We start from the raw sequence: 21,019 nt of genomic DNA, 5'->3' as shown, positions 1-21,019 counted from the left end.
AATGGCAGCCAACAACCGAATCGGCTCGAAGCGCCTCGTCGTCGGCGCTCATTATGGTCTGCGCGACTGGCTTGCGCAGCGCGTCACCGCCACGATCATGGCGGTCTACACGGTCATTCTGCTCGTCCTGTTCTTCGGCGCGCATGATTTCTCGTACGAAGGCTGGGCATCGATCTTCTCCGCACAATGGATGAAGCTCGCGACCTTCGTGACGCTGCTTTCCCTCTTCTACCACGCATGGGTCGGCGTGCGCGACATCTGGATGGACTACGTGAAGCCCGTCGGTGTGCGCCTGCTGCTGCAATCGCTGACCATCGTCTGGCTGCTCGCATGTGCGGGCTACGCCGCGCAGATTCTCTGGAGAGTGTAAAGAATGGCTGCAATCAAAACTTCCCTGCCGCGCCGCAAGTTCGACGTGGTGATCGTCGGCGCGGGCGGCTCGGGCTTGCGCGCAGCGCTGCAACTGTCGCGCGCGGGCCTGTCGGTCGGCGTGCTGTCGAAGGTGTTCCCGACGCGTTCGCACACGGTGGCCGCGCAGGGCGGCATCGGCGCCTCGCTCGGCAACATGAGCGAAGACAACTGGCACTTCCACTTCTACGACACGATCAAGGGTTCCGACTGGCTCGGCGACCAGGACGCGATCGAGTTCATGTGCCGCGAAGCACCGAACGTCGTGTACGAACTGGAACACTTCGGCATGCCGTTCGACCGTAACGCCGACGGCACGATCTACCAGCGTCCGTTCGGCGGCCACACCGCGAACTACGGCGAGAAGCCCGTCCAGCGCGCTTGCGCGGCTGCCGACCGTACCGGTCACGCGCTGCTGCACACGCTGTACCAGCAGAACGTCGAAGCGAAGACGCAGTTCTTCGTCGAGTGGATGGCGCTCGACCTGATCCGCGACGCCGACGGCGACGTGCTGGGCGTGACGGCCCTCGAGATGGAGACGGGTGACGTCTACATCATGGAAGGCAAGACGACGCTGTTCGCGACGGGCGGCGCAGGCCGGATCTTCGCGGCATCGACCAACGCGTTCATCAACACCGGCGACGGCCTCGGCATGGCAGCCCGCTCGGGCATCGCGCTGCAGGACATGGAGTTCTGGCAGTTCCACCCGACCGGCGTGGCCGGTGCGGGCGTGCTGATCACCGAAGGCGTGCGCGGCGAAGGCGGCATTCTGCGCAATGCGAACGGCGAGCGTTTCATGGAGCGCTACGCACCGACGCTGAAGGATCTGGCGCCGCGTGACTTCGTGTCGCGTTCGATGGACCAGGAAATCAAGGAAGGCCGCGGCGTCGGTCCGAACAAGGACCACGTGCTGCTCGACCTGTCGCACATCGGCGCAGAGACGATCATGAAGCGTCTGCCGTCGATCCGCGAAATCGCGCTGAAGTTCGCGAACGTCGATGCGATCAAGGAGCCGATCCCGGTCGTCCCGACGATCCACTACCAGATGGGCGGCATCCCGACCAACATCCACGGTCAGGTCGTCGGCACGTCGCGCGATCACAAGGAACCGGTCAACGGCTTCTACGCAGTGGGCGAATGCTCGTGCGTGTCCGTGCACGGCGCGAACCGTCTCGGCACGAACTCGCTGCTGGACCTCGTGGTGTTCGGCCGTGCGGCCGGCAACCACATCGTCGAGCACGTGAAGAACCAGAAGGAACACAAGCCGCTGCCGGCTGATGCAGGCGAATTCTCGCTGGCACGCCTGGCGAAGCTCGAGAAGTCGAGCTCGGGCGAGTACACGCAGGACGTCGCGAACGACATCCGTTCGACGATGCAGAAGCATGCAGGCGTGTTCCGCACGTCGGCGCTGCTCAAGGAAGGTGTCGAGCAGATGGCCGACCTGAAGGCCCGCGTGGAAAACATCCACCTGAAGGACAAGTCGAAGGTGTTCAACACCGCGCGCGTCGAAGCGCTCGAGCTGGAGAACCTGATCGAAGTGGCCCGCGCGACGATGGTGTCGGCGGAAGCGCGCAAGGAAAGCCGTGGCGCGCACGCACACAGCGATTACGAACACCGCGACGACGACAACTGGCTGCGCCACACGCTGTGGTACAGCGAAGGCGATCGCCTCGACTACAAGCCGGTTCAAATGAAGCCGCTGACGGTCGAATCCGTGCCGCCGAAGCCGCGCACGTTCTAAGCCGAGTCAAAGGAATCCGAAATGGCAAAACGCATTTTTGAAGTCTACCGCTACGATCCGGACAAGGACGCGGCACCGCGCATGCAGACGTACGAGCTCGAGATCAAGCATGAACGCATGCTGCTCGACGCACTGGTCAAGCTGAAGGCAGTGGACGAGACGCTGTCGTTCCGCCGCTCGTGCCGTGAGGGCGTGTGCGGTTCGGACGCGATGAACATCAACGGCAAGAACGGTCTCGCGTGCCTGACGAACCTGAACGACCTGCCGCAGAAGATCGTGCTGCGCCCGCTGCCGGGCCTGCCCGTCGTGCGCGACCTGATCGTCGACATGACGCACTTCTTCAACCAGTATCACTCGATCAAGCCGTACCTGATCAACGACGCGCCGCCGCCGGAGAAGGAGCGCCTCCAGTCGCCGGAAGAACGCGACGAGCTCGACGGCGTGTACGAGTGCATTCTGTGCGCGAGCTGCTCGACGTCGTGCCCGAGCTTCTGGTGGAACCCGGACAAGTTCGTCGGCCCGGCCGGCCTGCTGCAGGCTTACCGCTTCATCGCGGATAGCCGCGACACCGCCACCGGCGAGCGTCTCGACAACCTGGAAGATCCGTACCGTCTGTTCCGTTGCCACACGATCATGAACTGCGTCGACGTTTGCCCGAAGGGCCTGAACCCGACGAAGGCGATCGGCAAGATCAAGGAACTGATGGTTCGCCGCGCGGTTTAAGGTCGTATGAGCGACGATTCGCATCAATCCGACCCGCACCGTCGCGCGCGCCTTCGCTGGCGCGCGCGACGGGGTCTGCTGGAGAACGACATCGTTTTCGAACGGTTCTTCGGCAGATACGAGCATGACCTCACCGATGCAGACGTAGGCGCGTTGTCGCGCCTGCTCGATCTGAGCGACAACGACCTGATGGACTTGCTCCTCGCGCGCAAGGAACCAGAAGGCGACCTAGACAGCCCGGATATTCACCGGCTGTTGGAGATGCTGCGCAACGTGTAACGCGTTACGCCCGTTATCGAATCCCGTTTCTTTATTTCGATTGAGGATGTGCCATGACTCCGTCTGATGTTAAAGCCACGCTATCGTTCAGCGACAACTCGCCGAGCGTCGAAATGCCGATCTACAAGGGCACGATGGGCCCGGACGTAATCGACATCCGCAAGCTGTACGGCCAGACCGGCAAGTTCACGTATGACCCGGGCTTCATGTCGACGGCAGCTTGTAATTCGGCGATCACGTACATCGACGGCGACAAGGGCGAACTGCTGTACCGCGGCTACCCGATCGACAACCTCGCGCAAAACGCGGACTTCCTCGAGTCCTGCTATCTGCTGCTGAAGGGTGAACTGCCGAATGCAGCGCAGAAGAAGGAATTCGTCGACACCGTCACGAAGCACACGATGGTGCACGAGCAGATGCACTTCTTCTTCCGCGGCTTCCGTCGCGATGCGCACCCGATGGCAGTGCTGGTGGCGGCCGTCGGCGCACTGTCGGCGTTCTATCACGACTCGCTCGACATCAACGACCCGCGTCACCGCGAAGTGTCGGCGATCCGCATGATCGCGAAGCTGCCGACGCTCGTCGCGATGGCGTACAAGTTCAGCATCGGCCAGCCGTTCGTGTATCCGAAGAACGAGCTGTCGTACAGCGCGAACTTCATGCACATGATGTTCTCGAACCCGTGCGAAGAGTACAAGGTCAACGACGTGCTCGTCCGCGCACTCGACCGTATCCTGATCCTGCACGCCGATCACGAGCAGAACGCATCGACGTCGACCGTCCGTCTGGCCGGCTCGTCGGGCGCGAACCCGTTTGCATGTATCGCAGCCGGTATCGCCTGTCTGTGGGGCCCGGCGCACGGTGGTGCGAACGAAGCCGCGCTGAACATGCTCGAGCAGATCGGCTCGCCGGACAACATTCCCGAATTCATCAAGCAGGTGAAGGACAAGAATTCGGGCGTGAAGCTGATGGGCTTCGGTCACCGTGTGTACAAGAACTACGACCCGCGTGCGAAGCTGATGCGCGAAACGTGCTACGAAGTGCTGAACGAACTGGGCCTGCACGACGACCCGCTGTTCAAGCTCGCGATGCAGCTCGAGAAGATCGCGCTGGAAGACGAGTACTTCGTGTCGCGCAAGCTGTACCCGAACGTCGACTTCTACTCGGGTATCGTTCAGCGCGCGCTGGGCATCCCGACGTCGATGTTCACGTGTATCTTCGCAATGGCACGTACGGTCGGCTGGATCGCACAGTGGAACGAAATGATTGCCGATCCCGAGCAGAAGATCGGCCGTCCGCGTCAGCTGTTCATCGGCGACACGCCGCGCGAAGCGAAGCCGATCAGCGCACGTTAAGTCGTGCGTGGCGCGAACGGCCGCGAGGCCGCTCGCGTCCGGCAGGTGCAACGCCTCGACACCCCGGTGGGTCATCCCGCCGGGGTGTTTTCATTTGTGCGGCCGAAGCCGGCCCGATCCGGTGCGGTGTTCCAGCGACGGCGGCCGCGTATCGAGCGGCGACGCGCCGTTATCGGGCGCGTGGCCGTGCTGCACGAAGAACTGCCGGTATGCGCCCGGTGTCATCCCGCGCGCGGCAAGAAACTGGCGGTTGAAGTTCGCCGCGTTCGGAATGCCGCAGCGCACGGCCACCGTCGCGATCGGCCAGTCGGTGCCGACCAGATGCCGGCACGCATGCGCGAGCCGCAGCCGCTGCACGTAGCGGCCGACGCTTTCGCCGAGGTGCCGCACGAAGAGCCGCTGCAGCGTGCGTTCGGACATGTGTGCCGCCGCGGCGAGTGCGTCGACGCGCAGCGGTTCGTGGAAGTGCCGGTCGATCGTATCGAGCACGCGGTCGAGGCGTTCGGCCTCCGGCGCGGCGACGTCGGCGGCCACGGACGTGGCTGGTGCAGCGGGCCGGCCATACGCCTGCGCGGTGGCGAGCGGCTCGCCGCCGGCTTCCGCGAGATCGGCGAGCGTGTCGAGTGCGGCCGCGAGGCGGATGCGCGGCGATGGATCGAGCAACTGCGGCAGCCGTGCGCGCATCGCGCGGGCCGTGCCGGCTGCAAAGCTCAGCCCGGGCGTCGCGCGCCGCAGCAGCGAGCGCAGCGGCGCGTACTCGGGGCAGCAGTCGGCCATGCGTCGCGCCCAGTCGCCATCGAACCAGACGACGAGCGCGACTTCGGGCGCATCGCGATCGATGCGCGCGTTCGACGACCACGTATGCGGCAGGTTGGGCGGTACGAGTACCAGGTCCTCGTCCGCGTAGCTGGCGACGTGATCGCCGACGAAGCGCCGGCCGCGGCTGTTGAGCGTCAGCGTCAGTTCGTATTCGGGATGGCGGTGCCATTCGAACGGAATGCGCGCGAGCTGGCGGTGGTACACGCGGATCGAACAGCCGGGGGCGAACATCACGTGCTCATACTGCGGTTTCATCGCGGCCTCCAGCGGGAGCAGACAACGCGCCGTGGCATGATCGTGAGCATTCGTCACGACGGAGCGATGCCATGTTTTCACATGTTTGCGTGGGTGTCGGCGATACCGCGCGCGCGTACGACTTCTATGCGCCGCTGCTCTCGGCACTCGGGCTGCGTCTGAAGTTCAGCGAGCCGGACGGCTGGTCGGGCTGGATGCCGGCCGATACCGACCGTCCGCTGTTCTTCTTCGGCCGCCCGCTCGACGGCCGCACGCCGGAACCGGGCAACGGCCATACGATCGCGTTCGCCGCGCAGACGCGCGCGCAGGTCGATCGCTGCCATGCGCTCGCACTGCAGCAGGGCGGCACCTGCGAAGGGCCGCCGGGGCTGCGGCCGCATTATCACCCCGACTATTACGGTGCGTATTTCCGCGACCCGGACGGCAACAAGCTATGCGTGGCGTGTCACCGGGCCGAATGATATCGGTTGTCAGGATTGTATCGATTGTTGGCTGAATAGTGTCGTTGCAGGACGCGCGGCGGCCGTACGCTGAGCACTTGTCACGACACGATTCAGCGAGGAGACAACGATGCACCTGACGATTGACGATCTGCCCGTCGCGATTGGCGCGGCGAAACAGGCGCTGCGCGCCGATCTGCCCGGCTACGCGGCCACGTTCCGCGAACTGGAGGGCGACATCGCGCGACAGGTCGACGCGATCCGCCGCGCGCACGCGCACGGCCACGATGTGATTCCGGTGCTGCAATTCGCGGATATCGCGAACGGCACGGTCGATCCGGGCGCGATTGCCGCGATCCGCACGCGCGGCGCGGCGGTGATCCGCGGGGTGTTCGACGCGCGGCAGGCGCGCGACTGGAACGACGAGATCGGCGCCTATCTGGAGTCGAACCGCTTTGCCGAGCGTCTGCATGCGCGCGCGGAGGATCGCTACTTCGGCAACCTCGCGTCGAGCAAGCCGCAGATCTTTGGCGTCTACTGGTCGAAGCCGCAGGTGGCCGCGCGCCAGTCGCCGGCACTCACGCAGGCACGCGTGTTCCTGAACCGCCTGTGGCGCCATGCGGACGGCGCGCGCTCACATTTCGATCCCGATCAGGTGCCGGCCTACGCGGACCGGATCCGCCGCCGGCCGCCCGGTTCGACGTCGCTCGGGCTGTCGCCGCACGTCGACGGCGGCTCGGTCGAACGCTGGCTCGGCGCGAATTTCCGGCAGGTTTACCGACACGTGCTGGCCGGCCGGTGGCGCGATTACGATCCGTTCGACGCGGCGTTCCGCCCGGAGGTCGAGGAGATTCCGTCGCCGGCCGTGTGCTCGATGTTCCGCACGTTCCAGGGCTGGACCGCGCTGACGCCGCAAGGGCCCGGCGACGGCACGCTGCAGCTGATTCCAGTCGCGAACGCAATGGCGTATGTCGTGCTGCGCGCGCTGCAGGACGACGTCGCCGACGATGACCTGTGCGGCGCACGTCCGGGCCGCGCGTTGTCGATCCTGCCGGAATGGCATGCGCTGCTGCTCGACGCGCTGGTGCCGATCCCGCACATGGAGCCGGGCGATGCGGTGTTCTGGCATGGCGACGTCGTGCACGCGGTCGAGGATGCGCATCGCGGCAGCGGGGACAGCAACGTGATGTACATCGCGGCCGCGCCCGGTTGCGCGAAGAACGATGCATACCTGCAGCGCCAGCGGCTCGCGTTCCCGCGCGCCGACAGCCCGCCCGATTTCCCGGCTGACCACCTCGCGGTCGACATCGACTGGCGGACTGTCGCCGCTCTGCACCGCACCCGGCCGCGCGCGCAGATGGGGTTCGACCGCTCGCGTAACGGTTGCGACGCGTCGCGCAGGTACCTTCGGCGGCCGTTTGAGCCGCCGTCGGAGGCGGCCTGCCGAATCCGCTGCATCGCGCATGCAATTCGACGCGATCGGCTGCGGACACCCGCGAAATCGACGCGAATTGCGCAATTTGGCTTCCGATAATGGTCCGGACACAACGCAGCTGCCCCGTGCGCCGCATGGGGGAAGCGATGACCATGGAGAAGTCGATGCAATTCACGCAAGCGATCGTTCGCCGTCCCGCGCCGTCCTGTGGCGCGGGTCTCACCACCGCCGTGCTCGGTGCGCCGGACTACGACAAGACGCTCACGCAGTTCCACGCATACTGCGACGCGCTGCGCGGGCTCGGCGTCGAGCTGACCGAGCTGCCGCCGCTGGACGCGTTCCCCGATTCGCACTTCGTCGAGGACGTCGCCGTCGTGACGCCCGAATTCGCGGTGATCACGCGACCCGGCGCGCCGGCACGGCGCGGCGAGACGGCGCATATCGAAGCGGCGCTCGGCGCGCATCGCGACCTGCTGCCGATGCAGGCAGGCCGTCTCGATGGCGGCGACGTGATGCTGGTCGGCAAGCGCTTCTACATCGGCCTGACGAGCCGCACCGACGCCGAAGGCATCGCCGCGTTCGAATCGCTGGTGTCGCGCTACGGCTATTCGGTCGTCGCGGTGCCGGTCGGCGCCGGCCTGCACCTGAAGTCGGTCGTCAACGCGCTCGGCGACGACACGCTGCTCGTGACGGAGGCGCTGGCCGCACATCCGGCGTTCGCCGACTATCGCCGGATCGCGATCTCGACCGCCGACGAATATGCGGGCAACACGCTGCGCGTGAACGGCACGCTGATCACGCCGGCCGGCTATCCGCGCGTGCACGACGCGATCGGCTCGCTCGGGCTGCCGCTGCACGTGATCGACACGAGCGAGTTCCGCAAGATGGACGGCGGCCTGACCTGCCTGTCGCTGCGGTTCTAGCCGATTGGCGCGCGTCCGCTTCGGCCGGATAATGTGGCCCCCGCGCGGAACTGGAGGAGACGCTCCGCGCACCAGCCACGACCCGACCGGAGCGAACGCGGATGACCGACAAGAAGATGCAGCTCGACAAGATCGATCTACGGATCCTCGACATCCTGCGCACCGACGGACGGATCTCGTACCGGAAGCTGTCGGAGCTCGTGAACCTCACGCCGCGCCCGTGTCAGGCGCGCGTGGAACGGCTCGAGGCGCTCGGCGTGATCGAAGGCTACCGCGCGGTGATCAAGGCGCCGCGCGCGACCAAGCCGATCGTCGTGATCGCGCAGATCGTGCTGGCCGATCACGGGCGTTCGCAGGCGCCGTTCGAGGACGAGATGCGGGCGAATCCGGCCGTGCTCGATTGCTGGCTCGTCAGCGGCACGTTCGATTTTCTCGTGCGACTCGCGTGCGAGGATCTCGACGAATACCGGCGGATCGCGAACGAGTGGCTGGAAAGTTCGCGCTTCCGGATCGAGAAGATCGTGACGACGGCCGAGCTGCAGGCGATCAAGCGCAGCGTCGTCTGACGGGGCAGTGCGCGTACGGGCCGGCGGCATCGGATGCGCGGGCCCGTCGGGCAGCGCCGGTTTCGATGCGAATAACCGGCGCGATCGATTGGTATTCCGAATCAAATCGATCGCGCCGAATCCAATCAGGGTGAACACTATGGATGCTTTGCAAGCGGCAGCGGAGACGGCCGCACCGTCCGGGACGGTGCTCAAGCGCCGGCTGCAGAGCCGCCACATCGCGATGATCGCGATCGGCGGTTCGATCGGCACGGGGTTGTTCGTCGCGTCGGGCGCGTCGGTTGCGCAGGCGGGGCCAGGTGGCGCGATCGCCGCATATATCGCGATCGGGCTGATGGTCTACTTCGTCGTCACCGGGCTCGGCGAGATGGCCGCGCTGATGCCGGTGTCGGGCTCGTTCGCGGTCTACGGCGAGAAGTACGTCGACGAAGGCTTCGGCGTCGCGCTCGGCTGGACCTACTGGTACAGCTGGGCCGTGACGATCGCGATCGAGTTGGTCGCCGGGCAGATCGTGATGCGCTACTGGTTTCCGGAGATCCCGGGCGTATGGTGGGGTGCCGGGTTCCTCGTGCTGATCTTCCTGTTGAATACGTTGTCCGTGCGCGGCTTCGGCGAATCCGAATACTGGTTCTCGCTGATCAAGGTCGTCACCGTGATCGCGTTCATCGCGGCCGGGCTGTTGATCGCGGCCGGCCTGCTCGGCAACGGGCATCCGGTCGGCTTGCACAACTTCAGGATCGGCGACGCGCCGTTCGTCGGCGGCGTGCACGCGATGATGAGCGTCGCGCTGATCGCGGGTTTCTCGTTTCTTGGAACCGAGCTCGTCGGGATCACGGCCGGCGAATCGGAAAACCCGCGCAAGACGATTCCGCGCGCGGTGAAGCAGATCTTCTGGCGGATCATGCTGTTCTACGTGTTCGCGATCTTCGTGATCGGGCTGCTGGTGCCGTACACCGACCCGAACCTGCTGAAGAGCGACGTGACCGACATCGGCGTGAGCCCGTTCACGCTGGTGTTCAGCCATGCGGGCTTCCGGCTTGCCGCCGGCGCGATGAACCTGGTGATCCTGACGGCCGTGCTGTCGGCCGGCAACTCCGGCACGTATGCGGCCACGCGGATGCTGTACAACCTCGCGGCCGAAGGCCGTGCGCCCGCGATGTTCGCGACGCTGTCGCCGGGCGGCGTGCCGCGCAACGCACTGTACGCGACGATGGCGGTGGGCGGGCTGTGCTTCCTGACGTCGCTGACCAATAACCAGAGCATCTACCTGTGGCTGCTCAATACGGTCGGCATCACTGGATTCATTGCATGGCTCGGCATTGCGGTCTGCCATTACCGGTTTCGCAGGGGTTTCCTGAAGCAGGGCTACCGGCTCGACCAGTTGCCGTACCGCGCGAAGTGGTTCCCGTTCGGGCCGCTGTTCGCGATCGCGGTCTGCATCGTGATCTCGCTCGGGCAGGATTACCAGGCGTTCTTCGCGACCCGCATCGACTGGATGGAAGTGCTGTCGATCTACGTGTGGATTCCGCTGTTCGTCGCGATCTGGTGGGCGTATCGCCGCGCGCGCAAGAGCCGGCTCGTGCGGTACGAGGAGATGGATATCGGCCCGTGGCTGACGCGCTCGGTCGAGGCCGTCGACGCGGCGACGACGCAGCACGGCCAGTCGCGCTGATCGCGGGGCCGCGGCGCTACGGTCATCGGAGCCGGCATGGGCCGGAGGCCGGCTCCGATGAAGTCCGCACTTCGGCATCGGGCGCGGGCTGTCGGGTCACGCGGAACCCGAGCGGCCCGCATCGCTGCTCAAGCGCCTTTCGCCGGTTTCTCGCTGGTCACGCTGTCGGGTTCGGTGCTCGATTACACGGGCGTCGACGCGCTGTTTTCGCACGGTGCGTCGCTCGACGGCGGGGTTCCTGCGCGAGGCGGATGGCCTGATTGGGTGGCGCTCCTTCACGAGACGCCGGTCGGCGCCTGAGTCGCTGCTATTTGTCCAGCTCCGGATAGTGCCGGAAGATCCCCATGTCGTTGAACGGGATGCGGCGCTCCGACTCGAGATAGCGCGCGACGGGAGGATGCTGCGCAACGCGGTCATGCAGGCCGACGAGTCCCGCAACCTTGTGTTGCGCGCGCTTCATCGCTTTCGGGAATGCGTAACGCAGCCCTTCGATCAGCTGGAATATCGACAGATCGGCGTAACTGAGCGCATTGCCCGCGATGTAGCCGCTCTTGTGCGGATTCTGGCCGAGCACACGATCGAAGTAGTCCAGGAACTTCGGCAGCCGGTGCTCGAGGAAATCGGCCGCGCGCTCGGCGGCCTCGGCCTTCTGGTCCTCGTAGTACAGGCCACTGCCGATCGGGTGATGCGTGTCGTGGATCTCGACGACGAAATCCGCGACGGTCAGCTGGAGCTGATGCACCCATAGCCGCCCGGCTTCGTCGTCGGGCGCGAGCCCGAGCCGCGCGCCGAGAAACAGCAGGATGTTCGCGGTCTGCCCGACGACAACGTCGCCGGCTTTCAGGAACGGCGGCGCGAACGGCACGCACTCGGCCTTCGTGCTGTCCATCATGCGCATCATCGCCGACATGCCCATGCCGCGCCCCGATTCCCGCGCGACGTCGACAGTCAGCCTCGGCCGCTTCCAGCGCGAGCCGTACGTATTCGCCGCGGCCCTGGATCTCGGGCCAGTAATAGAGCTCGTATCGCATGCAGTGCTCCTGTCCGGCCGATGCGTCGGGCGATGCCCGCATCGTGATGACGGGGAGGTCGGCCGTGCGCCGCCCCGTTGCGAATAGACAGTCTAGGAGATCGTACGGAAAGCGCGGTGCGTGCCGCGCGTCATGCGCCGCGTTCGTTGCGCTCGCCGCTTTCGGGGCCGTAGAAAGACACCCGGGTCGAGAAGTCGTCGGAGAATCCGGCGAAGCGGTGCGCGGCGAATGCGGGCACGGACGGATAGCACGTCGCCGGCCGGGGTGACGCTGCCGGTGCGCTACGACACCGCCGCGCAGATGCCCGCGTTGCGGCGTCGCGATCTCTACCTGCCGAGTAGCGCGGGTGTGCGGCTCGGCATCCTGCGGCTCGACCCGATCAGCCGCGAATACCCGAACGGCTGATGCCCCAATTTGGCTGGTAATGCCGATACAGGTATTGGCACTACCAGCCAAACCACTGTTTTTAATGGGTTTTTTCTCGTCTTCGCTGCGCCGTGGCGCATTCTGCGTGGCATAATCGATCGCACCAGTAAGGCTTGTAGTCACAACGACCCCGCATACCCATGGCACAGACTCTCTACGACAAACTGTGGAACACCCACGTCGTCCACACCGAGGACGACGGCACGGCATTGCTCTATATCGACCGTCAGCTGCTGCACGAAGTCACGAGCCCGCAGGCATTCGAAGGGCTGAACGTCGCGCACCGTCCGGTGTGGCGCATCAGCGCGAACCTGGCCGTGTCGGACCACAACGTCCCGACCACCGATCGCAGCCACGGCATTGCCGATCCCGTCTCGAAGCTGCAGGTCGACACGCTGGATGCGAACTGCGATGCGTTCGGTATCACGCAGTTCAAGATGAATGACGTGCGCCAGGGCATCGTGCACATCATCGGGCCGGAACAGGGCGCGACGCTGCCGGGCATGACGATCGTATGCGGCGATTCGCACACGTCGACGCACGGCGCGTTCGGCGCGCTCGCGCACGGCATCGGCACATCGGAAGTCGAGCACGTGCTCGCGACGCAAACGCTGCTGCAGAAAAAGAGCAAGAACATGCTCGTGAAGGTCGAAGGCACGCTGCCGCGCGGCTGTACCGCGAAGGACATCGTGCTTGCGATCATCGGCAAGATCGGCACGGCAGGCGGCACGGGCTACGCGATCGAATTCGGCGGCTCGACGATCCGCGCGCTGACGATGGAAGGCCGGATGACCGTCTGCAACATGGCGATCGAAGCCGGCGCGCGCGCGGGCATGGTCGCCGTCGACGATACGACGATCGACTACCTGAAGGGCCGTCCGTTCGTGCCGACCGGCGCGGAATGGAACCAGGCCGTCGAATACTGGCGCGAGTTCAAGTCCGACGAAGGTGCGCAGTTCGACCGCGTCGTCGAGCTGAACGCGGCCGAGATCGTCCCGCAGGTCACGTGGGGCACGTCGCCGGAAATGGTCACGTCGATCGACGGTCGCGTGCCGGACCCCGAGCGCGAGAAGGATCCGGTCAAGCGCGACGCGATGGAGCGCGCGCTGGCCTATATGGCGCTCGAGCCGAACACGCCGATCGAGTCGATCAAGGTCGACAAGATCTTCATCGGTTCGTGCACGAACGCGCGCATCGAGGATATCCGCGCGGCCGCGTATGTCGTGAAGAAGCTGAACCGTCGCGTCGCATCGAACGTGCGCCTCGCGATGGTCGTGCCGGGCTCGGGCCTCGTGAAGGCGCAGGCCGAGCGCGAAGGGCTCGACAAGGTGTTCACGGACGCCGGTTTCGAATGGCGCGAGCCGGGCTGCTCGATGTGCCTCGCGATGAACGCCGACCGGCTCGATCCGGGCGAGCGCTGCGCGTCGACGTCGAACCGCAACTTCGAGGGCCGGCAGGGCGCGGGCGGCCGTACGCACCTCGTGAGCCCCGCGATGGCGGCGGCAGCGGCGATCGAAGGCCACTTCGTCGATATTCGCAAGCTGGGGTAACGCGTGACGGCATCGAAGGTCATCGCGCGGCTAGTTGCCGCGCTGGCGCTCGCGGGGCTGGGCTTCGGTCTGGCCGGCTGCAATACCGTCCGAGGCTTCGGCGAGGACGTCAATGCGGCCGGCAACGCGCTCCAGCGCGCCGCGGACTGATGCCCGCCGAGAATTTGTCGATGTGCGCCGGCTGATTGCCGGCCCTTCAACCGGATAGACGGATCATGGAAAAATTCAATGTGCATACCGGCGTCGTGGCGCCGCTCGATCGCGAGAACGTCGACACCGACGCGATCATCCCGAAGCAGTTCCTGAAGTCGATCAAGCGCACGGGCTTCGGTCCGAACGCGTTCGACGAATGGCGTTATCTCGACCACGGCGAGCCGGGCCAGGACAACTCGAAGCGCCCGCTGAACCCGGACTTCGTGCTGAACCAGCCGCGCTACCAGGGCGCATCGGTGCTGCTCGCACGCAAGAACTTCGGCTGCGGCAGCTCGCGCGAGCACGCACCGTGGGCGCTGCAACAGTACGGCTTCCGCGCGATCATCGCGCCGAGCTTCGCGGACATCTTCTTCAACAACTGCTACAAGAACGGGCTGCTGCCGATCGTGCTGACCGAGCAGCAGGTCGATCACCTGTTCAACGACACGTACGCGTTCACCGGTTATCAGCTGACGATCGATCTCGACGCACAAGTCGTGCGCACGGGCGACGGCCGCGAGTATCCGTTCGACATCACCGCGTTCCGCAAGTACTGCCTGTTGAACGGCTTCGACGACATCGGCCTGACGCTGCGTCACGCCGACAAGATTCGTCAGTTCGAAGCGGAGCGGCTCGCAAAGCAGCCGTGGCTCAACAACAAGCTGGTCGGCTGAGATTGCCTTTCGGGCGGGCGCGCATGAACCGCGCTCGCCGACCTGCCACCATCACCTACCCAGTCAGGAATAACGCATGAAGATTGCAGTGCTGCCCGGCGACGGCATCGGTCCGGAAATCGTCAACGAAGCGGTCAAGGTGCTGAATGCACTCGACGAAAAATTCGAGCTCGAGCAGGCGCCGGTCGGCGGCGCGGGCTACGAGGCGAGCGGTCATCCGCTGCCCGACGCGACGCTGAAGCTCGCAAAGGAAGCTGACGCGATCCTATTCGGCGCGGTCGGCGACTGGAAGTACGACTCGCTCGAGCGCGCGCTGCGCCCCGAGCAGGCGATCCTCGGGCTGCGCAAGCACCTCGAGCTGTTCGCGAACTTCCGCCCGGCGATCTGCTATTCGCAGCTCGTCGATGCGTCGCCGCTGAAGCCGGAGCTCGTCGCGGGCCTCGACATCCTGATCGTGCGCGAATTGAACGGCGACATCTACTTCGGCCAGCCGCGCGGCGTGCGCGCGGCGCCGGATGGCCCGTTCGCGGGCGAGCGCGAAGGCTTCGATACGATGCGCTACTCGGAACCGGAAGTGCGCCGCATCGCGCACGTCGCGTTCCAGGCCGCGCAAAAGCGCGCGAAGAAGCTGTTGTCGGTCGACAAGTCGAACGTGCTGGAGACGTCGCAATTCTGGCGCGACATCATGATCGACGTGTCGAAGGAATACGCGGACGTCGAGCTGTCGCACATGTACGTCGACAACGCAGCGATGCAGCTCGCGAAGGCGCCGAAGCAGTTCGACGTGATCGTGACCGGCAACATGTTCGGCGACATCCTGTCGGATGAAGCGTCGATGCTGACGGGTTCGATCGGCATGCTGCCGTCGGCGTCGCTCGACAAGAACAACAAGGGCCTGTACGAGCCGTCGCACGGTTCGGCGCCGGACATCGCGGGCAAGGGCATCGCGAACCCGCTCGCGACGATCCTGTCGGCTGCGATGCTGCTGCGCTACTCGCTGAATCGCGCGGAGCAGGCCGATCGCATCGAGCGCGCAGTGAAAACGGTGCTCGAGCAAGGCTATCGCACGGGCGACATCGCGACGCCGGGCTGCCAGCGGGTCGGCACGGCGGCGATGGGCGACGCCGTGGTCGCCGCGCTGTAACGCGTACGGCAGTTAATGTAGAAAGGGCGCGAACGGGCCGGAAAATCGGCCGGTTCGCGCGCGGTTGACCGTTGTGCGGGCAACCGGCTTTGTGTAGACTCGAACGATGGCGCTGATTTCCCTGATCTCCCCGGTCCTGAAACTCCACGGCAACACTGCCCGTGCGGGTGCGCGCGCCATCGTCATCACGAAAACCATTACCACGAAAACGATCATTAAACGCTGATCGTCCGTCGTGCCCGCCTGTTTCCCCGCGCGGTCACGCCGGGGACGGAAATGGCGGGGAAGCTCCATTCAAAGGGTTAGTCATGAACGTAGGTCTCGTAGGTTGGCGCGGCATGGTCGGCAGCGTGCTGATGCAGCGCATGCAGGAAGAGGGCGATTTCGACCTGATCGAACCGGTGTTTTTCAGCACCAGCAACACGGGCGGCAAGGCGCCGTCGTTCGCGAAAAACGAGACTACGCTCAAGGATGCGACCAACGTCGACGAACTGAAGAAGTGCGACGTGATCATCACGTGCCAGGGCGGCGACTACACCAACGAAGTGTTCCCGAAGTTGCGTGCGGCCGGCTGGAACGGCTACTGGATCGACGCGGCATCGTCGCTGCGGATGAAGGATGACGCGGTCATCATTCTCGATCCGGTCAACCTCGACGTGATCAAGGACGCGCTCGTCAAGGGCACGAAGAACTTCGTCGGCGGCAACTGCACGGTCAGCCTGATGCTGATGGCGCTTGGCGGCCTGTTCCGCGAGAACCTCGTCGACTGGATGACGGCGATGACGTATCAGGCCGCATCGGGCGCGGGCGCGCAGAACATGCGCGAACTGCTGTCGCAGATGGGCGCGCTGCACGGCGCGGTGCAGGAACAACTCGCTGATCCGGCTTCCGCGATCCTCGACATCGACCGCCGCGTGCTCGCGACGATGAACAGCGACGCGATGCCGACGAGCCACTTCGGCGTGCCGCTCGCCGGCTCGCTGATTCCGTGGATCGACAAGGATCTCGGCAACGGGATGTCGAAGGAAGAATGGAAGGGCGGCGCGGAAACCAACAAGATCCTCGGCAAGCCCGCGATGGGCGAACCGGGTTCGATCCCCGTCGACGGCCTGTGCGTGCGGATCGGCGCGATGCGCTGCCACTCGCAGGCGCTGACGATCAAGCTGAAGAAGGACGTGCCGCTCGACGAGGTCAACGGCATCCTCGCGTCGGCGAACGATTGGGTGAAGGTCGTGCCGAACGAGCGTGAAGCGTCGATGCGGGATCTGTCGCCTGCCAAGATCACCGGCACGCTGACGGTGCCGGTCGGCCGTCTGCGCAAGCTCGCGATGGGCGGCGAATACCTGTCTGCATTCACGGTCGGCGACCAGCTGCTGTGGGGTGCGGCCGAGCCGCTGCGCCGCATGCTGCGCATCCTGCTCGACAAGTAAGTATCGGGCCGCGCCGCGCGCCATCGGCGCGCGAAGCGATACGCCTGCCTGCCCTTTGCGGGGCGGCAGGCGTTTTTCGTTGGTCGCCCGCGTGTGCAGGGTCGGTATCGATCGATACCCCTGTTCTCGATAAAACCGCTGCACGCGATTCATGCGCCGGCGGCCCGGCGTGGACGTCATTGCAACGATGCACGGCCACGGCCGGCCGCGCCCGCCGGCGACGAATTCGGCCCGAACCCGATCGTGTGAAGTAAACTACGCGGTTACGACGCGCAGAATCGCCGAAAGCGTCGCGTTCTGCGCGACGCTTTTGCATTTCTGCGGCGACTTTGTTGACGCTTCCAAACGCGAATCCGAGCCGCGCCCGCGCGCGGCGATTGAGCCTACGATGTCCCGAATTTCCTTGTTTCCGCGTCAGTCTCGTCTGTCGCGCGCCGTGCGTGGCGCGCTGGCGATCCTGGCGCTCGGTGCGGCCGCGTCGGCCTGGGCGGCCGGCACCGGCGAACTGCCGGCGTCCGGCGCCGGCGGCGCCGCGCTGCTCACCGTGACGGTCCAGCCCGGCCAGTCGTTGAACGACATCGCGAAAGCGGCCACGCAGTCGCACGATCCGGTCGTGCTCGCACGTGCCGGCCGCGCGCTGTTCGACGCGAATCCGCAGGCGTTCATGAAGCATGACGCGAGCCGCCTGAAAGCGGGCGCGACGCTGACGGTGCCCGCGCTCGACGCGACGGGCGCGGCACTCGTGCCGGCCGGTGCGTCCGCGGCAACGGCAGCCTCCGCCGCAGTCGCCGGGGCGGGGGGCTCCGCAGCCGCGCCGCATCCGGGTTCGGCCGTGCAAGCCGCGCCGAGCGCATCGGTCGTGCATGCTGCACCGGTGAGCGGTGCGAGCGCAGCAGCGCCAGCCGGTGCATCCGCTTTGGTCGGTGCTTCCGCCGCACATGGCGCGTCGACGGTCGAAACCGAGCAGCCGACGGCACCTGTCGCCGGTGCAAGCGGGCCGCACGTCTGGAGCGGTACGATCCAGTCTGCACCGTCGTCGGCGAGCGAGGCGGCTGCCCAGCCTGCACGGGGTGCTCCGATCGAAGGCATGCATGAACCGGCCGGTGCGGCACCCGCCGCGGCCGCATCGCAGCCGCGGCCATCGAGCCTACAGCAACTGCTCGCGCTGAAGAATCGTGTGCTGATGGAGCTGCAGAAACACGGGATCGGCAAGCCGGCTGCAACGAACGGCACGGCACCTGCGCCTGCTGCGCCGCGCCCGGCCGCGAACGATGCCGGTGCGCCGGCCGCTGCAGCGCCGGCGAGTGAAGTGGCGTCCGGCGTGGCCACCAGTGCCGCGCAACCGGCATCGGCGCCGGTGCAACCGGCCGTGCCTGTAACAAGCGCACCGCCTGCGAGCAATGGCGTACAGATGGACTGGCGTCCGGCTGCGGTGGCCGGCACGGGTGTGGTCGTTCTCGCAGCCGGGTTCGCGTGGCGCCGGCGCCGGAAAATCCGGCTTGCAAACGCGATCGCGACTGGATCCGGCGATGCACCGACTGCCGATGCCGGCGCGTCGCCGTCCGTCGAGCCGCTGCCGCCGGCACTGCCCGAAACACCGCTTGCCCGCGACGCAGCGACCGACGCAAGTCTCGTCGCGGCGGACGCGGTAGCCGCCGAGGCATTCGATGCACGCGATGCCGATGTGTCGCCGCAGCCGGACGTGGCGAAGCCTCTTGATGATCGAGCGGAAGCGACGACCGCGCACACCGCGCCCGAGAGCGATACGGCGCCGGTTTCGCACGACGTGAAACCCGATGCGGAAGCGGTCGCGGATGCGCCGGCCGATCCGTCCGCCGCACGTCCCGCAAACGACGCGCAGCACGCTGCGCTGATGCAGAATGCGATCGCCGCGCTCAACAGTCTCGACATGCCGCTGCCGCCGCGTATTGCGGATGCGCCGGCCACGCGGGAAGGACAGACGGCAAGCGATCAAATCGCAACTAACGGTCAATTCGCGCCGCAACCGCCAGTTGGCGCGAACGATCCGTCCCCGGAACGCGCGCGCGATCAGGACGACGACTTCGATTGGGATCCGGATGCGGCATTGCCTGCCACCCGTGTGGGCAGCTCGTCCACGTCGTCGCTGCCGCCGCTCGGCGGTGCGCAGTTCGGCGCATTGAAGCTCGATTTCGATCTCGACCTGCCGTCCACGCCGGGCGCCGTATTGCCCGCGCTGACGCCGGACGAGCTCGTGCGCATCGCGCGCAACAAGCTTGACCTTGCGTCGGAGTACGTCGAGCTCGGGGACCTGTCCGGCGCGCGCACGCTGCTCCAGGAAGTGATTGCCGCGAACGATGCCGCGACGCGCGACGATGCGCGCGCGCTGCTCGCGAAGCTGGCGGACCAGGCGTGATGCGGATCGCGCTGGGGATCCAATACGACGGCGCCGCGTTCTGCGGCTGGCAGGCGCAGCCGCACGGCAAGACCGTGCAGGACGCGCTCGAACATGCGCTCGGCGAGTTCGCGTGCGTGCCGCTGCATACGACGGTCGCTGGACGGACCGACACCGGCGTGCACGGGCTCGGGCAGGTCGTGCACTTCGACACTGAACTCGATCGCGCGGAATTCTCGTGGGTGCGCGGCACCAACGCGTTCCTGCCGCCGACCGTTTCCGTGCAGTGGGCGAAGGCGATGCCGGACACGTTCCACGCGCGTTTCTCGGCGTTCGAGCGCACCTATTACTACGCGCTGTACGTGCAGCCCGTGCGCTCGCCGATGCTGGCCGGCCGCGCGGGCTGGATCCACACGCCGCTCGACGACGACGCGATGCGCATCGCCGCGGCACACCTGATCGGCGAGCACGACTTCTCGTCGTTCCGGTCGTCGGAATGCCAGTCGAAGACGCCGGTCAAACACCTGTACCAGATCGACGTGCGGCGCGCGGGCCACTTCATCCATTTCCGCTTCCGCGCGAACGCGTTCCTGCATCACATGGTGCGCAACCTGATGGGCTGCCTCGTCGCGGTCGGCCGCGGCCGCTATCCGGCGGACTGGGTCGCCGACGTGCTGGCAGGGCGCGACCGCGCGCTCGCCGCGCCCACGTTCATGGCCGACGGGCTGTATCTCGCTCACGTCGGCTACCCGGCGGAATTCGCCGTCCCGCCCGCGCAGCTCGGCAGCGTGCCGTGGAGCAGCGTCTGGGCCGATCTGGACCCACAATCATGACGGAGCACGCCGTGTCTTCTTCGATTTCCGCCGCGGCCGGCCTCGCGCCGCGCACGCGCATCAAGCTGTGCGGGCTGACGCGCCCCGATGACGTGCTGCACGCAGCCGCGCTCGGTGCCGACGCGATCGGACTTGTGTTCTACCCGAAGAGCCCGCGCGCGGTATCGATCGCGCAGGCGGCCGAGCTCGCAAGCCTGGCGCCGCCGTTCGTATCGGTGGTCGGCCTGTTCGTGAACGCAACCGAAGCCGAGATCGAAGCCGTCGTGCGCGACGTGCCGCTGACGGTGCTGCAATTCCACGGCGACGAGACGCCGGGGCAGTGCGACGCGCTCGGCCTCGCGGCCCGGCTGCCGTGGTTGCGCGCCGTGCGCGTCGGCCCCTCGACGCAGCCGGCCGATTTGGTAGAATCGGATCTTCATTATTCGAAAGCGCGCGGCCTCCTGTTCGACACTCTTGTGCCGGACTACGGCGGTAGCGGCAAGGTCTTCGATTGGTCTCTTATTCCCGCAGAGCTCGCGCATCGGGCCGTTTTGAGTGGTGGCTTGAACGCGCAAAACGTCGGTGATGCGATTCGCCAGTTGCGTCCGTTTGCTGTCGATGTCTCGAGTGGCATCGAAGTGGAGGGCGCGAAGGGCGTGAAGGATCACGCCCGAATGGCGGCGTTCGTACGCGCGGTGCGCGAAGCGGACGCCGGGTGATGCAAGCGGTGCGGCCCCAAAAGCCGGGCGTGCCGACCGATCGAGAGTGAC

General features: G+C 66.1%; 21 protein-coding genes and 1 pseudogene. 20 read left to right on the top strand and 2 right to left on the bottom strand.

Going from position 1 to position 21,019, the window contains the following annotated elements; all coding sequences use genetic code 11:
- Position 1 precedes the first annotated feature (1 nt).
- From sdhD to gltA, 5 genes are read left to right on the top strand one after another with little or no spacing between them, the layout of a single operon-like run.
- Positions 2 to 370 (top strand): succinate dehydrogenase, hydrophobic membrane anchor protein, encoded by a 369-nt coding sequence (gene sdhD, locus J7024_RS18900; RefSeq protein WP_006399546.1) that lies wholly within the window; start codon positions 2 to 4, stop codon positions 368 to 370.
- A gap of 3 nt (positions 371 to 373) precedes the next feature.
- Entirely contained in the window at positions 374 to 2,149 is a 1,776-nt protein-coding gene (gene sdhA, locus J7024_RS18895; RefSeq protein WP_124826400.1) for a succinate dehydrogenase flavoprotein subunit, read from the top strand.
- Positions 2,150 to 2,170: 21 nt separating this feature from the next.
- Entirely contained in the window at positions 2,171 to 2,872 is a 702-nt protein-coding gene (locus tag J7024_RS18890) for a succinate dehydrogenase iron-sulfur subunit (protein ID WP_038570896.1), read from the top strand.
- A 6-nt stretch (positions 2,873 to 2,878) separates the two neighbouring features.
- Positions 2,879 to 3,151: an FAD assembly factor SdhE gene (locus J7024_RS18885; RefSeq protein WP_011548107.1), complete on the top strand. Its 273-nt coding sequence runs from the start codon at positions 2,879 to 2,881 to the stop codon at positions 3,149 to 3,151.
- 53 nt (positions 3,152 to 3,204) lie between these two features.
- The gene (gene gltA, locus J7024_RS18880) at positions 3,205 to 4,506 is read left to right on the top strand and encodes a citrate synthase (protein WP_096503987.1); all 1,302 of its coding nucleotides are present in this window, start codon (positions 3,205 to 3,207) and stop codon (positions 4,504 to 4,506) included.
- A gap of 90 nt (positions 4,507 to 4,596) precedes the next feature.
- On the opposite strand, the gene J7024_RS18875 is transcribed toward gltA, so the two are convergent.
- On the bottom strand, positions 4,597 to 5,580 hold the full coding sequence (locus tag J7024_RS18875) for a helix-turn-helix domain-containing protein (protein WP_175760207.1): 984 nt from the start codon (positions 5,578 to 5,580) through the stop codon (positions 4,597 to 4,599).
- A gap of 71 nt (positions 5,581 to 5,651) precedes the next feature.
- Here J7024_RS18875 and J7024_RS18870 point away from each other — a divergent pair, with 71 nt between their 5' ends.
- The 5 genes from J7024_RS18870 to J7024_RS18850 all read left to right on the top strand — a co-directional run bounded on the left by J7024_RS18870 (position 5,652) and on the right by J7024_RS18850 (position 10,616).
- Entirely contained in the window at positions 5,652 to 6,041 is a 390-nt protein-coding gene (locus J7024_RS18870) for a VOC family protein (protein WP_124826398.1), read from the top strand.
- Positions 6,042 to 6,150: 109 nt separating this feature from the next.
- Positions 6,151 to 7,554, top strand: a complete 1,404-nt coding sequence (locus J7024_RS18865; protein WP_442861906.1) for a DUF1479 domain-containing protein — start codon at positions 6,151 to 6,153, stop codon at positions 7,552 to 7,554.
- 65 nt (positions 7,555 to 7,619) lie between these two features.
- On the top strand, positions 7,620 to 8,378 hold the full coding sequence (locus J7024_RS18860) for a dimethylarginine dimethylaminohydrolase family protein (RefSeq protein ID WP_124826396.1): 759 nt from the start codon (positions 7,620 to 7,622) through the stop codon (positions 8,376 to 8,378).
- Between the two features lie 101 nt (positions 8,379 to 8,479).
- A complete protein-coding gene (locus tag J7024_RS18855; RefSeq protein ID WP_124826395.1) occupies positions 8,480 to 8,944 on the top strand; it encodes an Lrp/AsnC family transcriptional regulator in 465 nt (154 codons plus the stop codon).
- A 139-nt stretch (positions 8,945 to 9,083) separates the two neighbouring features.
- A complete protein-coding gene (locus J7024_RS18850; protein ID WP_124826394.1) occupies positions 9,084 to 10,616 on the top strand; it encodes an amino acid permease in 1,533 nt (510 codons plus the stop codon).
- A gap of 307 nt (positions 10,617 to 10,923) precedes the next feature.
- Here J7024_RS18850 and J7024_RS18845 read toward each other — a convergent pair.
- A pseudogene (locus J7024_RS18845) lies at positions 10,924 to 11,647 on the bottom strand (glutathione S-transferase).
- 228 nt (positions 11,648 to 11,875) lie between these two features.
- On the opposite strand from J7024_RS18845, the gene J7024_RS18840 reads away from it, so the two are divergent.
- The 10 genes from J7024_RS18840 (at position 11,876) to J7024_RS18795 (ending at position 20,968) form a co-directional block, all read left to right on the top strand.
- Positions 11,876 to 12,052 carry a hypothetical protein gene (locus J7024_RS18840; protein ID WP_233410084.1) on the top strand — a complete coding sequence of 59 codons (177 nt, stop codon included), beginning with the start codon at positions 11,876 to 11,878 and terminating at the stop codon, positions 12,050 to 12,052.
- Between the two features lie 161 nt (positions 12,053 to 12,213).
- Entirely contained in the window at positions 12,214 to 13,623 is a 1,410-nt protein-coding gene (gene leuC, locus J7024_RS18835) for a 3-isopropylmalate dehydratase large subunit (RefSeq protein WP_096503953.1), read from the top strand.
- 3 nt (positions 13,624 to 13,626) lie between these two features.
- Complete coding sequence (locus J7024_RS18830; protein WP_124826391.1) at positions 13,627 to 13,773, top strand: entericidin A/B family lipoprotein; 147 nt, start codon at positions 13,627 to 13,629, stop codon at positions 13,771 to 13,773.
- A gap of 65 nt (positions 13,774 to 13,838) precedes the next feature.
- Positions 13,839 to 14,489 carry a 3-isopropylmalate dehydratase small subunit gene (leuD, locus tag J7024_RS18825; RefSeq protein WP_124826390.1) on the top strand — a complete coding sequence of 217 codons (651 nt, stop codon included), beginning with the start codon at positions 13,839 to 13,841 and terminating at the stop codon, positions 14,487 to 14,489.
- A gap of 76 nt (positions 14,490 to 14,565) precedes the next feature.
- Positions 14,566 to 15,633 (top strand): 3-isopropylmalate dehydrogenase, encoded by a 1,068-nt coding sequence (gene leuB, locus J7024_RS18820; protein ID WP_124826389.1) that lies wholly within the window; start codon positions 14,566 to 14,568, stop codon positions 15,631 to 15,633.
- A 106-nt stretch (positions 15,634 to 15,739) separates the two neighbouring features.
- Positions 15,740 to 15,859 carry a hypothetical protein gene (locus J7024_RS18815; RefSeq protein WP_006756675.1) on the top strand — a complete coding sequence of 40 codons (120 nt, stop codon included), beginning with the start codon at positions 15,740 to 15,742 and terminating at the stop codon, positions 15,857 to 15,859.
- A gap of 82 nt (positions 15,860 to 15,941) precedes the next feature.
- Complete coding sequence (gene asd / locus J7024_RS18810) at positions 15,942 to 17,063, top strand: aspartate-semialdehyde dehydrogenase (RefSeq protein ID WP_124826388.1); 1,122 nt, start codon at positions 15,942 to 15,944, stop codon at positions 17,061 to 17,063.
- Positions 17,064 to 17,451: 388 nt separating this feature from the next.
- Positions 17,452 to 19,458 carry a FimV/HubP family polar landmark protein gene (locus tag J7024_RS18805; RefSeq protein WP_175770147.1) on the top strand — a complete coding sequence of 669 codons (2,007 nt, stop codon included), beginning with the start codon at positions 17,452 to 17,454 and terminating at the stop codon, positions 19,456 to 19,458.
- Positions 19,458 to 20,270, top strand: coding sequence for a tRNA pseudouridine(38-40) synthase TruA (truA, locus tag J7024_RS18800; protein WP_175751658.1), 813 nt, complete (start codon positions 19,458 to 19,460; stop codon positions 20,268 to 20,270). Before J7024_RS18805 ends, truA begins: the two co-directional genes overlap by 1 nt.
- On the top strand, positions 20,267 to 20,968 hold the full coding sequence (locus J7024_RS18795; protein ID WP_124826385.1) for a phosphoribosylanthranilate isomerase: 702 nt from the start codon (positions 20,267 to 20,269) through the stop codon (positions 20,966 to 20,968). Before truA ends, J7024_RS18795 begins: the two co-directional genes overlap by 4 nt.
- Positions 20,969 to 21,019 lie beyond the last annotated feature (51 nt).

This window comes from Burkholderia sp. WTPI3 (assembly GCF_021483755.1).
GTDB lineage: Bacteria > Pseudomonadota > Gammaproteobacteria > Burkholderiales > Burkholderiaceae > Burkholderia.
The sequence above is the reverse complement of the archived record's forward strand: the minus strand, read 5'-3'. Positions and strand labels throughout refer to the sequence as shown.

What these genes read in the sequence shown, in the direction of transcription:
- sdhD (WP_006399546.1), top strand. Translation starts at nt 2, where the DNA reads ATGGCAGCCAACAACCGAATCGGCTCGAAGCGCCTCGTCGTCGGCGCT.
- sdhA (WP_124826400.1), top strand. Translation starts at nt 374, where the DNA reads ATGGCTGCAATCAAAACTTCCCTGCCGCGCCGCAAGTTCGACGTGGTG.
- J7024_RS18890 (WP_038570896.1), top strand. Translation starts at nt 2,171, where the DNA reads ATGGCAAAACGCATTTTTGAAGTCTACCGCTACGATCCGGACAAGGAC.
- J7024_RS18885 (WP_011548107.1), top strand. Translation starts at nt 2,879, where the DNA reads ATGAGCGACGATTCGCATCAATCCGACCCGCACCGTCGCGCGCGCCTT.
- gltA (WP_096503987.1), top strand. Translation starts at nt 3,205, where the DNA reads ATGACTCCGTCTGATGTTAAAGCCACGCTATCGTTCAGCGACAACTCG.
- J7024_RS18875 (WP_175760207.1), bottom strand. Translation starts at nt 5,580, where the DNA reads ATGAAACCGCAGTATGAGCACGTGATGTTCGCCCCCGGCTGTTCGATC.
- J7024_RS18870 (WP_124826398.1), top strand. Translation starts at nt 5,652, where the DNA reads ATGTTTTCACATGTTTGCGTGGGTGTCGGCGATACCGCGCGCGCGTAC.
- J7024_RS18865 (WP_442861906.1), top strand. Translation starts at nt 6,151, where the DNA reads ATGCACCTGACGATTGACGATCTGCCCGTCGCGATTGGCGCGGCGAAA.
- J7024_RS18860 (WP_124826396.1), top strand. Translation starts at nt 7,620, where the DNA reads ATGCAATTCACGCAAGCGATCGTTCGCCGTCCCGCGCCGTCCTGTGGC.
- J7024_RS18855 (WP_124826395.1), top strand. Translation starts at nt 8,480, where the DNA reads ATGACCGACAAGAAGATGCAGCTCGACAAGATCGATCTACGGATCCTC.
- J7024_RS18850 (WP_124826394.1), top strand. Translation starts at nt 9,084, where the DNA reads ATGGATGCTTTGCAAGCGGCAGCGGAGACGGCCGCACCGTCCGGGACG.
- J7024_RS18840 (WP_233410084.1), top strand. Translation starts at nt 11,876, where the DNA reads ATGCGGGCACGGACGGATAGCACGTCGCCGGCCGGGGTGACGCTGCCG.
- leuC (WP_096503953.1), top strand. Translation starts at nt 12,214, where the DNA reads ATGGCACAGACTCTCTACGACAAACTGTGGAACACCCACGTCGTCCAC.
- leuD (WP_124826390.1), top strand. Translation starts at nt 13,839, where the DNA reads ATGGAAAAATTCAATGTGCATACCGGCGTCGTGGCGCCGCTCGATCGC.
- leuB (WP_124826389.1), top strand. Translation starts at nt 14,566, where the DNA reads ATGAAGATTGCAGTGCTGCCCGGCGACGGCATCGGTCCGGAAATCGTC.
- J7024_RS18815 (WP_006756675.1), top strand. Translation starts at nt 15,740, where the DNA reads ATGGCGCTGATTTCCCTGATCTCCCCGGTCCTGAAACTCCACGGCAAC.
- asd (WP_124826388.1), top strand. Translation starts at nt 15,942, where the DNA reads ATGAACGTAGGTCTCGTAGGTTGGCGCGGCATGGTCGGCAGCGTGCTG.
- J7024_RS18805 (WP_175770147.1), top strand. Translation starts at nt 17,452, where the DNA reads ATGTCCCGAATTTCCTTGTTTCCGCGTCAGTCTCGTCTGTCGCGCGCC.
- truA (WP_175751658.1), top strand. Translation starts at nt 19,458, where the DNA reads ATGCGGATCGCGCTGGGGATCCAATACGACGGCGCCGCGTTCTGCGGC.
- J7024_RS18795 (WP_124826385.1), top strand. Translation starts at nt 20,267, where the DNA reads ATGACGGAGCACGCCGTGTCTTCTTCGATTTCCGCCGCGGCCGGCCTC.